9 protein-coding genes are annotated in these 11,709 nt (G+C 66.7%); 3 read left to right on the forward strand and 6 right to left on the reverse strand.

Annotated features, from left to right (window positions below; all coding sequences use genetic code 11):
• Nucleotide 1: 1 nt before the first annotated feature.
• The 3 genes from ACNKU3_RS07895 (at nucleotide 2) to ACNKU3_RS07905 (ending at nucleotide 5,288) form a co-directional block, all read left to right on the forward strand.
• Nucleotides 2-799: a glutaminyl-peptide cyclotransferase gene (locus ACNKU3_RS07895; protein ID WP_418258875.1), complete on the forward strand. Its 798-nt coding sequence runs from the start codon at nucleotides 2-4 to the stop codon at nucleotides 797-799.
• A 36-nt stretch (nucleotides 800-835) separates the two neighbouring features.
• Nucleotides 836-3,784 (forward strand): insulinase family protein, encoded by a 2,949-nt coding sequence (locus tag ACNKU3_RS07900; RefSeq protein ID WP_418258876.1) that lies wholly within the window; start codon nucleotides 836-838, stop codon nucleotides 3,782-3,784.
• A gap of 211 nt (nucleotides 3,785-3,995) precedes the next feature.
• Entirely contained in the window at nucleotides 3,996-5,288 is a 1,293-nt protein-coding gene (locus ACNKU3_RS07905) for an MFS transporter (protein ID WP_418258877.1), read from the forward strand.
• A gap of 19 nt (nucleotides 5,289-5,307) precedes the next feature.
• On the opposite strand, the gene ACNKU3_RS07910 is transcribed toward ACNKU3_RS07905, so the two are convergent.
• From ACNKU3_RS07910 to ACNKU3_RS07935, 6 genes are all read right to left on the reverse strand, one after another.
• Nucleotides 5,308-6,225 carry a TIGR03564 family F420-dependent LLM class oxidoreductase gene (locus ACNKU3_RS07910; protein WP_418258878.1) on the reverse strand — a complete coding sequence of 306 codons (918 nt, stop codon included), beginning with the start codon at nucleotides 6,223-6,225 and terminating at the stop codon, nucleotides 5,308-5,310.
• A gap of 22 nt (nucleotides 6,226-6,247) precedes the next feature.
• Nucleotides 6,248-7,282: a succinylglutamate desuccinylase gene (locus tag ACNKU3_RS07915; RefSeq protein WP_418258879.1), complete on the reverse strand. Its 1,035-nt coding sequence runs from the start codon at nucleotides 7,280-7,282 to the stop codon at nucleotides 6,248-6,250.
• The gene (locus tag ACNKU3_RS07920; RefSeq protein ID WP_418258880.1) at nucleotides 7,279-8,760 is read right to left on the reverse strand and encodes a glutamate--cysteine ligase; all 1,482 of its coding nucleotides are present in this window, start codon (nucleotides 8,758-8,760) and stop codon (nucleotides 7,279-7,281) included. The genes ACNKU3_RS07915 and ACNKU3_RS07920 overlap by 4 nt, the downstream gene beginning before the upstream one ends.
• A gap of 55 nt (nucleotides 8,761-8,815) precedes the next feature.
• Nucleotides 8,816-9,532 carry an SIMPL domain-containing protein gene (locus tag ACNKU3_RS07925; RefSeq protein WP_418258881.1) on the reverse strand — a complete coding sequence of 239 codons (717 nt, stop codon included), beginning with the start codon at nucleotides 9,530-9,532 and terminating at the stop codon, nucleotides 8,816-8,818.
• A 62-nt stretch (nucleotides 9,533-9,594) separates the two neighbouring features.
• Entirely contained in the window at nucleotides 9,595-10,425 is an 831-nt protein-coding gene (gene fghA, locus ACNKU3_RS07930; RefSeq protein WP_418259034.1) for an S-formylglutathione hydrolase, read from the reverse strand.
• Between the two features lie 8 nt (nucleotides 10,426-10,433).
• Complete coding sequence (locus tag ACNKU3_RS07935; RefSeq protein ID WP_418258882.1) at nucleotides 10,434-11,540, reverse strand: S-(hydroxymethyl)glutathione dehydrogenase/class III alcohol dehydrogenase; 1,107 nt, start codon at nucleotides 11,538-11,540, stop codon at nucleotides 10,434-10,436.
• Nucleotides 11,541-11,709: the final 169 nt, after the last annotated feature.

Raw genomic sequence — 11,709 nt, forward strand, 5'->3', positions numbered from 1 at the left:
CATGCCACGACGCTGTACCCTGCTGCTGTTTACCCTGGCCTTCAGCCTGCCGGCCCTCGCGGTCGAGCACTACGACTACCGGGTCCTGGAAAAAAAGGCCCAGGATCGCCGCCTGTTTGTCCAGGGACTGGAGATTCACGAGGGCAAGCTGTATGTCAGCAGCGGCAACTACGGCCAGTCCGCCCTGCTGCGCTACGACTTTGCCAGCATGCAGGCGGAAGTCGCCCGCAAACTGAACCCGCGCCTGTTCGGCGAAGGCCTCACCGTCCTCGGCGAGCACATCTACCAGCTCACCTGGCGCGAGCGCATGCTGCTGGTGTTCAACCGCGACGACCTGGAATCCCAGGAGTGGTTCCCGATAGCTGGCGAAGGCTGGGGCCTGACCAACGACGGCAAGCAGCTCATCTACAGCGACGGCAGCGACAAGCTCTTCTTCCTGGATCCCGACAGCCACCAGCTGTCGCGCACCCTGGCGGTGACCGAGGACGGCCGCCCGCTACGGCGGCTCAACGAACTGGAGTGGATCGACGGCGAGATCTGGGCCAACATCTGGGAGAGTGATCGCATCGTGATCATCAACCCGGCGGACGGCAAGGTCCGCGCCAGCATCAACCTCGCGGGACTGCTGCCGATGGTGGAGCGCCGCCCGGGCACCGACGTTCTCAACGGCATCGCCCGGGACCCCGCCGACGGCGCCATCTGGCTCACCGGCAAGCGCTGGCCCTGGCTCTACCGGATCGAACTGGTGCCCAGCGGCGGCGCGGACGAGGGGCAGCAAGCCGCCAGCAATTCGCGTTAGAATGACCGGCAACCAACTCCGATTCCAAGAGACCGCATGAACCAAGCACTGCCCAAGGCTCACCCTGCTTTCGAAGCCATCCGCCAGCAGGACATCCACTCCCTGAACCTGCGGGTGGAGGAGTACCGCCACCGCGCCACCGGTGCGGTGCACTACCACATGGCCGCGGACAACACGGAAAACGTGTTCCTGGTGGCGCTGCGCACGGTGCCCGAGGACTCCACCGGCGTCGCCCACATTCTCGAGCACACCGCGCTGTGCGGCAGCGAGCGCTACCCGGTGCGCGACCCCTTCTTCATGATGCTGCGGCGCTCCCTGAACACCTTCATGAACGCCTTCACCAGTTCCGACTGGACCGCCTACCCCTTTGCCAGCCAGAACCGCAAGGACTTCAGCAACCTGCTCGACGTCTACCTCGACGCGGTGTTTTTCTCCCGCCTCGACCCGCTGGACTTCGCCCAGGAGGGGCACCGGGTGGAATTCGCCGAAACCGGCAACCCGCAGAGCGAGCTGGTGTTCAAGGGCGTGGTATTCAATGAAATGAAAGGCGCGATGAGCTCCGTGCCGAGCTACCTGTGGCAGAAGCTCTGCGAGCACCTGTTCCCGACCAGCACCTACCACTACAACTCGGGGGGCGACCCGGAGCACATCCCGGATCTCAGCTACGCACAGCTGCAGGATTTCTACCACAGTCACTACCACCCTACCAACGCGATCTTCATGACCTACGGGGATATCGCCGCCGCCGAACACCAGCAGGTCTTCGAGGAGCGCGCCCTGCAGCATTTCCAGCGTCTTGACGAGCGCATCGAAGTGGCGGCGGAACAGCGCCTGCCGCAACCGCAGCATTTCGACGAGCACTACGCCTTCGACGAGGAGGGCGACACCGGGCAGCGCACCCACTTCATCATGGGCTGGATGCTCGGCGAAAGCGCGGACCTGGAACAGATGCTGGAAGCACAGCTGCTGGCCAGCGTGCTGCTGGAGAACAGCGCCTCCCCGTTGCAGCATGCACTGGAGACGACGCCGCTGGCGCAGTCGCCCTCCCCGCTCTGCGGGCTCGAGGATTCCATGCGCGAGCTGGTATTCGTCTGCGGCGTGGAAGGCACCGAAGCAGAGCACGCCGATGCCCTGGAAGCCATGGTGCTGAACGTCATCGAGGAGGTCGCCAACCAGGGCGTCGACCAGGAGCGCCTGCAGGCGGTCCTCCACCAGCTCGAGCTGCACCAGCGCGAAGTCAGCGGCGACGGCTACCCCTACGGCCTGCAATTGATCCTGCAGGCGCTGGGCTCGGCCACCCACTACAGCGACCCGATCGCGGTGCTCGATCTCGACCCGGTGATCGAGCGCCTGCGCGAGCACATCGCCGACCCGGATTACATCCGCAAGCTGGCCCGCAAACTGCTGCTGGACAACCCCCACCGCGTCACCCTGGTGGTGGAGCCGGACACCGGGCTGTCCGCCGAGCGGCGGCAGCGGGAACAGCAGCGCCTGCAGGCGATACGCGAGGCGATGGACGAGGAACAGCGCCAGGCCACCCTGAAACTGGCCGCGGACCTGGTGGCCCGCCAGCAGCAGGTGGACGACCCCGACATCCTGCCGCGGGTGGAACTGTCCGATGTGCCCGCGGGCTTCCCCGACATCGAATACAGCGAATCCAGCGACCAGGGCCTGGCCTGCACCCGCTACGGCCGCGGCACCAACGGCCTGGTCTACCAGCAGATGGTGGCGCCGCTGCCGGCGCTGGCCCTGGAGCAGCAACAGTTGCTGCCACTCTACACCCACTTCCTGACCGAACTCGGCGTGGGCGGCGACAGCTACCTCGATATCCAGCATCGCCAGTCCGCCACTGTCGGCTCGATCAGCGCATTCACCTCGATGCGCGGGCATATCGATGACGAACAGGCCATTACCGCCAACTTCGTACTGTCCTCCAAGGCCCTGGCCCACAACGCCGGGGCCCAGCTGGCGCTGATGACCGATACCCTGCGCCACGTCCGCTTCGACGAAGTCGGCCGCCTGCGCGAACTGGTCAGCCAGCAGCGGGCGCGGCGCGAACAGGCCGTCACCGGCCACGGCCACAGCCTTGCCATGTCCGCCGCCAGCGCCGGCATGAGCCCGCTGGCCCGGCTCAATCACCACCTCACCGGGCTGGCCGGCATTCGCGCGCTGCGCCGCCTCGACGAATCACTGCGTGACGCTACCGCTCTGGAAAGTTTCGCGGCGCAACTGGAGGCCATTCACCAGGCCGTAAAGGATATGCCCCGGCAACTGCTGACCGTGGCGGAGCCCGAACGGGTGGCGGAATTCTCGACGCTGGCGGCCAGCGCCTGGACCGGCGATGCCGGCCACACCCTGCCGCCCTTTGCGCTGGAGCCGGTGCGCGAGCGCCGCGGCGAGTTCTGGGTTGCCAACACCCAGGTCAACTTCTGTGCCCGCGCCTACCCCACCGTGCCGGTCAACCACCCGGACGCCGCCGCACTGACCGTACTCGGCGGTTTCCTGCGCAACGGCTTCCTGCACCGCGCCATCCGCGAGCAGGGCGGCGCCTACGGCGGCGGCGCCAGCCAGGATTCCGGTGTGGCGACCTTCCGCTTCTATTCCTACCGCGACCCGCGCCTGGCCGAAACCCTCGCCGATTTCGACGCCGCGGTGGCCTGGCTGCTGGACAACCCGCACGAACAGCGCGCCCTGGAGGAGAGCATCCTCGGGGTCATCGGCAGCCTCGACAAGCCCGGCTCCCCGGCCGGGGAGGCCAAGCAGCACTTCCACAACCGCCTGTTCGGCCGCGACCACCAGCAGCGGGAACTGTTCCGCCAGCGGGTGCTGGAGGTTGGCCTGGCGGACCTGCGGCGGGTGGCGGAAACCTACCTGCAGCCGGAGCTGGCGAGCACCGCGGTGGTTTCCAGCAGCGCGCGGCTCGACGAGACCGCGGCCCTGCGCGAGTCGCTGGGGCTGACGGTCGAGGAATTGCAGTCGAGGTAGGCGGCCTCCGTCACCGCGACCACTGGCCCTTCGATGCGGGGCAATACCGTCTCTGGCAACTCCGCCTGCCGCCACGGGAAAGCCCCGCGATTGACCCTGTCGACAAGCGCGTGATTTACTGGCTTCGACTCTTGTCCCCGCCCGTTCAGCTAACACGCGAATAACACTGCTGCGCCCGGCGCAGGGGACGCATACCTCGACAGGGATATTCATGTCCGCAACTCCCGCGCTGTCCGCTGGCGAAGAGTGGAAACGCTACTGGCTGCTGGTATTCGCCTGCTCGGTGGGCTTTTCCTTCCACTCCGTAGCCACCTACTCCATCGGCCTGTTCATGACCCCGCTGAGCGACGAGTTCGGCTGGAGCCGGGCGCAGATCTCCGCCGGCCTGAGCGTGGCTGCGCTGCTGGCGATTCCCCTCTCCCCCATCGTCGGCGCCATGATCGACCGCTGGGGCTCGCGGCGCCTGGCGATTCCGGGGCTGGTGCTGACCTCGGTCTCGATCGCCGCCTTCGGCCTCGCCAGCGGCTCGGTGACCCAGTGGCTGGGTTTGTGGACGGGCTACGCCATTCTCTCGCTGGGCATCAAGTCCACCATGTGGACCGCTGCCATCAGCAGCATGTTTTCCGCCAGCCGCGGCATGGCCCTCGCCGTCACCTTAAGCGGCACCGCGGTGGCGCAGATCCTGTCGCCACCGATCACCAACTGGCTGATCGACACGTACGGCTGGCGCCAGGCCTTTGCCTGGCTGGGCTTCGGCTGGGGACTGCCGGCGCTGGTCCTCTGCGTACTGTTTCTATTCGACGCCCACGACCGGCGCCGCGCCGCGGCAAAAACCGGTAATCCCGCGCCGGTGGGCGACCTCAGCGGGCTCAGCGTCGCGGAGGCGGTGCGCAGCCGGGCGCTGTGGCAGGTGGCCATTTCCACCCTGATCATCATGGTGCTCACCATCGGTTTCATCGTCCACCAGGTGCCCATCCTCACCGAGGCGGGCGTAAGCCGGGAGCGCGCCGCGTGGCTGGCCAGCCTCGCCGGCGTCGCCGGCATTACCGGCAAGCTGTTTACCGGCTACCTGCTGGATCGCTTCCGCGCCAACTGGATTGGCGGGATTACCATGGGCGTCACCGCGCTGGCCTTTATCCTGCTGCTGGAACCCTTCCGCTCGCCGACCGCCATCGTCATCGCCATGCTGGTGATCGGCTATTCCTCCGGCTGCAAACTGCAGATCTGCGCCTATCTCACCAGCCGCTACGGCGGCATGAAAAACTTCGGCAAGGTGTTCGGGGTGATGTCCAGCCTGATCGCCGTGGGTGCCGGCGTCGGCCCGGTCATGGCAGGCGCGATTCACGACATCGCGGGCAGTTACACGCCGATGGTGCTGGCAGGGATTCCCGCCAGCCTGGTCGCGGGCGTGCTGCTGCTCCTGCTGGGTCCCTACCCGGTGTGGAAAAGCGAGACGGCGACAGGCGCCCAACCTGGTAGCGCTGCTGGCCTGCAACGCACCTGATCGCGGCGACCAGCCGCCCCTAGACTTTTTCCAGCTCGGACTGCAGCAGTTCGTAGGTCGCCTCGCCGCTGTCGCCGAAGGGAATCACCGCGGCGTTGAAGTCTGTGACCCCGGCCTGGCGCAGCTGGTCGATATCGGCGCGCAGCGTGTCAGCATCGCCGACCAGCGCCAGTTCCGCCGGGCCCTCCACTCCCTCGCGATCGAGCATGGCGCGGTAGGACGGCAGCATGCCGTAGATCGCCAGGATCTCGCCGATATAGGCGCGGGCGCCCGCGACATCCCGGGTCATGCAGATCGGCATGCCGCAGACAATGCGCGGCGCGCCGTGGCCCGCGTCGCTCGCCGCGGCGGCAATTTCCGGCACGATATGCTCGGCGATGGTCCGCGGACCGGTCATCCAGGTGGTTGTGCCGTGGGTGAAGCGGCCGGCCAGGTTCAGCATCGCCGGCCCCAGCGCCGCCAGCAACAACGGCACCGGCTCCGCGCCGGGCACATCGAGGGTCAGCTTGCCGGTGATTTCGTCGCCCTCGAAATCGCTGGGTTCCCCGCGCAGCAGTGGCGCCAGCACCTCGAGATACTCGCGCATGTGGCGCGCCGGCCTTTCATAGGAATAGCCGTACATGTCCTCGATCACCAGGCGGTGGGACAGCCCTACGCCGAGGGTGAAGCGCCCGGCGCAGGCCGCCTGCGCGGTCAGTGCCTGCTGCGCCAGCGCGGCCGGGTGGCGGGGATAGCTCGGCACCACCGCGGTACCCAGCTCGATGTGGTCAGTTTCCCAGCCCGCCAGGGTACAGGCGCCAATCGCGTCCAGGCCAAAAATATTGGGTACCCAGAGGCTGTCGAAGCCACGGGATTCCATCTCCTGGGCAAATTTGACGATACCCTGGAGGTCCGATTTCTCGCCTGGCAATACGCCAGCAAAAATCCCGATTCGCATAGTGCTGTCCTGTCTGGTGGATTCAGTCGACGATAGCCGAGCCATCGTCCCTCACAGCATAGAACAAACAGTCGGCATGGGCGATTTGTGCGTTGGTGGTAATCATGAATAACTTCAGCGCCTGCGCCGGGTAGATCCTGCCATCCGCTATGCGCACGAGTCGCGACACGGCACAGCGCCCGCCCCCGTCCTGGGCGCGAAACAGGCGGGTGGCCTCGCCCTGGGCCCAGCCCAGCTGGGTTTCGGCGGTCACCGCACCAAAGTTGTGGTGCTCGATGTCCGGCAGCAGCGTGATGTCGTAGTTCTCGCTGGGGGTCTCCGCGTAGGTCAGCGTGACGTTGTCCTGCAATTCCAGGCGGATCGGGTCGCCCAGCAGTTCCAGCCCCCAGTCACTCCTGTCCGGGTGCAGGACATCGGCGGCCTCGAAATAGCGGCACAGGCCCTCGAAGGCGAGTTCGTGGGCCGCATCGTCCAGCCTGCCGCCCACCTCCACCGTCACCGTCGGGCAGTGGGCCTCGGTGAGTTCCATCAGCGAGCCGAGGTCGAGGTCGGAGACGATCATGCGGCGGGTGAACAGGGAAACCAGCGCCTCGTGGTTGCGGTCGCTGTAGCGGCACACCCCGAAGGAGGGACCGGAGCCGGAGGTGTTGTGGATATCGACCACCGCCTCCGGCCGGTGCAGGCGCAGGATCGTCAGGATTTCCTCCGCCAGCGCACCCTGGGCATCGTCGAAGGGGGGGCGAAAGCAGCGGTTGAGATCGCGGGCCCGGGGCAGCATGCGATGGCTGAACAGGGGTTCCTCGCGCGCCGCGGCCACCGAGGCGACGATACAGACCACGTTGACCGCCGGCCGCCGGCCGCTCTGCAGCCAGCGCCACAGCGCCTGGGTGCCCGAGGGTTCATTGCCGTGCAGCAGCGTCACCATGGCCCTGCAGCGGGTGCTGTCCCCGCCGCTCAGCAGCAGGCAGGCCGGGCCGCCGAGCCAGCGCAGGAAATCCTCCGTGCTCGCGCCGATGTCGGCGGGTTGCGGATCGCGGGAAAAATGAAAACGTTTCACAGGGGCCACCTCGCCACCGGCAGGTTCTCGGCGCTGAAACCGATAAAGCGTTCCAGCATGTTGTGCAGGGCACGCTCCAGCGGCTGCTGGCGCCGCAGTTTTTCCAGCATCGCCAGTTGCCAGCGGGCGCCGGTCTGCCCGTTGGCCAGCCGTGCCTCGATCACCTCGAGATAGTAATCGATCTCGCCGCTGTCGATCCCGATAGCGGCCAGACCGCGGGCAGCCACCGGCAGCAGCTCGGCGAGGATATCCCCGGCACTGCGCTCCTCGACCGTCCCGCGCAGGCCCCGGGGCCAGACCAGGTTCGCGGCCAGCCCGTGCTGCGCCGCGCGGTAGAAATTGTACTGGGCGTAGTGGAACGGAATGGCGGCGAGCAATTCATCGAGATGCGGGCGCAGGCCCTCGGCGAGGCCGACCAGCAGCGCCGCGTTGGCCGCCATGTCCACCGCGGTCGGGCCGGCTGGCAGGGCGCGCATCTCGATTCGCAGGTGACCGTCGCCGGCGTCGTCGTAGATCGGCCGGTTCCACAACCAGACCGTGCTCTGGTGCAGGCGCAGCTCGGCCAGCGAGGGCACCTCGCCCGCCGCCAGTTGCTCTTGCGGGCTGCGGGGAGCGCAAATCGGCAGTAGCGGCTCGTAGACGCGCACTACTTCACGAAACATCTCCAGCGCACCGCGCCGGACCCAGCCCAGGCCAAAGCCGACCCGCGGCGGCCGCGCGCAACCGTAGGGGTCGAGGTGGCGCGTATCGATCGACTGCTTGAACAGGGGCACCCGGGTTTCCTGCCACAGGCGATGGCCGAACAGGGTCGGGGAATTGCCGGCAATCGCCAGCGCCAGCGGCGTCGCCAGCTGCACCGCGTTGAAGGTGTCGGCGTAGGCATCGGGAGACACCCGGTAGTGCAACTGGAAGGAGGTGTTGGCCCCCTCCAGGGTAATGTCGGCCATCTCCAGTTGCAGCGGGTCCTCACCATCGATACGCACCCGGAAGTGGCCGCCGCGGCGCTGGATCAGCTGGCGGGTCAGCGCGTGATAGCGCCGGCGATCAGTAATGCAGGCGACGCCAAAATCGGTTTCGCGCAGGGTCGGCAGGATGCCGATCGCCACGATGCGCCCGTCCCAGCGGGCGGCGATGGGCTCCAGCTTTTTGAGCATGTTGACCATCGCCGTTTCGGCGGCAAGGAACGGCCGCGCGTCCAGAGCGCTGTGCGGGAGGTTGAATTCGAGGTTGTAGCGATTCAGTTCCAGTGTCAGGCGCGGGTCCTGCGCGGCGGCCAGGACCTCGGCATTGACCATCAGCGGGTTGCCCTGGCGGTCCACCAGGTACATCTCCAGCTCCGCCCCGAAGGAGCCCGGGCCGGTGCCAAAGCCGGGCGTTCGCAGCAGCTGGTCGAGGGTATCGAGGTTGTCCTCCAGCCGCGCGCGGTACTGGCGCACGTCGGCGTGGCTGAAGTCGACCTGTTCGATTTCGATTCCCATTGCCCCTCCCCTGCCGGCGGGCGTTGGCGGCTCACCTCATCGCGAGCGGTCCCGCTTACTCGATCGCAATCCTCAGCGATACATTGACATGATAGGCGTTTTCCCCGGCCGCGACCGGCATCGCCGCCTCGGCCATGGCCATGCGGGAACTTTCAAGCCGCGCCATCTTCGGCATCGGGGAGGAACTGTGCTCGGAAATCGAGAGGATATCCCCCAGCGTGACCCCGGCGGCCTTGGCCAGGGTGCGGGCCCTGCCCAGCGCGTCCTTCACCGCCAGGGCGCGCGCCGCGTCCAGGGCCACGGACGGATCCTCGTTGGTGAACTGCACGTTACCGCCCTCGTTGACCCCCAGGCTGACCGACTGGTCGATGATCGCGCCGAGTTCGTCGAGCTTGCGCACCCGCACCGTGAGCCCGTTGCGCACCGTGTAGCCCACCAGCTTCGGCGGGGTATCGTCGCGGGACTGCGGGTAGACATAGCGCGGCTGGATGGAAAAGTTCGCAGTCTGCAGGTCGCGCTCCTCGATGCCCGCCGCCCGCATCGCCTTGAGCACCTGGGCCAGGGCCTCGGAATTGGCGTCGAGCGCGGCGCGGGCGGTCTCCGCCTCCCGCACCACAGCGAGTTCGACAATCGCCATGTCCGGCGCCATTGCCGACTGGGCCTCGCCGCTGACGGAAATTTCCCGCAGTGGCGCCTCTGCTGCCTGCAGGGGCGCCAGCGGGAACAACAGCAGGGCACAGCATACCGCGAGTGAAACTGGGTTAGAGCGCATGGCTTGATCCTTCTCCATTGTTTGGCATTACTGACTGGCTATCCCCGCAATGGTTCCCGGTGCTAGAGGTGCGACGCGTGGAACGCGATGTGCTCGCCGATAAAGGTGGAGATGAAGAAATAGCTGTGGTCGTAGCCCGGTTGCGTGCGCAACACCAGCGGATAGCCGGCGGCATCCGCCGCCTCGCGCAGCAGCTCCGGACGCAATTGCTCTGCCAGGAAGCTGTCCGCCTCGCCCTGGTCGACCAGCAGGGGCAATTGCTCACCGGCCAGGCGGATGAGACAACTGGCATCGTAGGCCTCCCAGGCGTCCCGGTCATTGCCGAGATAATGGGAGAAGGCCTTGACTCCCCAGGGGCAGCGCATGGGCGCACAGATCGGCGCGAACGCCGACACCGAGCGGTATTGGCCCGGGTTGCGCAGGGCGATCACCAGCGCGCCGTGGCCGCCCATGGAGTGGCCGAAGATGGACGCCCGCGCCGGGTCCAGCGGCAGTCCGTCCAGCAGGCCGGGCAGCTCGTTCACCACGTAATCGTACATGCGGTAATGGGACGCCCAGGGCGCCTGCGTCGCGTTGACGTAGAATCCGGCACCCAGGCCGAAATCCCAGGCACTCTCGGGATCGTCCGGCACGCCCTCCCCGCGCGGACTGGTGTCCGGCGCGAGGATCGCCACGCCGTGGGCTGCGGCGTAGCGCTGCGCCCCGGCCTTGGTGACGAAGTTCTCGTCGCTGCAGGTGAGGCCGGAGAGCCAGTACAACAGCGGCACCGGCTCGCTCTCCGCCTGCGGCGGCAGGTACAGCGAGAAGTTCATGCTGCAGTCCAGTGCTTCGGAACGGTGGGTGTAGCGCTGTTGCAGGCCGCCAAAACAGCGGCTCTCGGCAATTTTCTCCAGGCCGGACATCAGTACAGCACCACCGAACGGATGCTCTCGCCGCTGTGCATCAGGTCGAACGCGGTGTTGATCTCCTCCAGCGGCATGGTGTGGGTGATCAGGTCGTCGATGTTGATCCTGCCGTCCATGTACCAGTCGACGATCTTCGGCACGTCGGTGCGACCGCGGGCGCCGCCGAAGGCGGAACCGCGCCAGCCGCGCCCGGTCACCAGCTGGAAGGGCCGGGTGGAAATCTCCTGCCCCGCCCCGGCCACGCCGATGATGCAGCTCTGGCCCCAGCCCTTGTGGCAGCACTCGAGCGCCTGGCGCATGACCTTGACGTTGCCGATACATTCGAAACTGTAGTCCACACCGCCGCCGGTAATTTCCACCAGGTGGCCGACCACGTCGTCGACCTCGCTGGGATTGACGAAATCGGTCATGCCGAACTGCCGCGCCAGCTCCGCCTTGGCCGGGTTGAGGTCGACACCGATGATGCGCGTGGCGCCCACCATCTTCGCGCCCTGGATCACGTTGAGGCCGATGCCGCCGAGGCCGAACACCGCCACGGTGGAGCCCGGCTCCACCTTCATGGTGAAGGCCACCGCGCCGATACCGGTGGTCACCCCGCAGCCGATGTAGCAGATCTTGTCGAAGGGCGCGTCTTCACGCACCTTGGCCAGCGCGATTTCCGGCAGCACGGTGTAGTTGGAAAAGGTGGAGCAGCCCATGTAGTGCAGGATCGGCTTGCCGTCCAGCGAGAAGCGGCTGCTGCCGTCGGGCATTACGCCCTGGCCCTGGGTGGTGCGGATGGCCTGGCACAGGTTGGTCTTCGGGTGCAGGCAGTATTCGCACTCCCGGCATTCGGGTGTGTACAGCGGAATCACGTGGTCGCCGGGCTTCAGGCTGGTCACCCCGGGGCCCACATCGACCACTACACCGGCGCCCTCGTGGCCGAGGATCGCCGGGAAGGCGCCTTCGGGGTCGTCGCCGGACAGGGTGAACGCGTCGGTATGACAGACGCCGGTGGCCTTGATCTCCACCAGCACTTCACCGGCGCGGGGACCTTCGAGATCGACTTCGACAATTTCCAGGGGCTTGCCAGCGGCGAAGGCAACGGCGGCTTTGGTTTTCATGAGGGGACTCCCAATCTGAGTAATTCGTAATTCCTGAATCTTGCTGCATAGCATGGCTGGGTGTGTGCCGGGAACTGCTTGTTGGGCTGGTGCATTCTTCAGGTGCTCCGCACAGGCCGTATATTACCTGGTGGAACACGCCAAACAGCGCACATGCCCGAAAAGAGGG

The organism is Haliea sp. E17 (assembly GCF_048323675.1).
Lineage (GTDB): Bacteria > Pseudomonadota > Gammaproteobacteria > Pseudomonadales > Halieaceae > Mangrovimicrobium.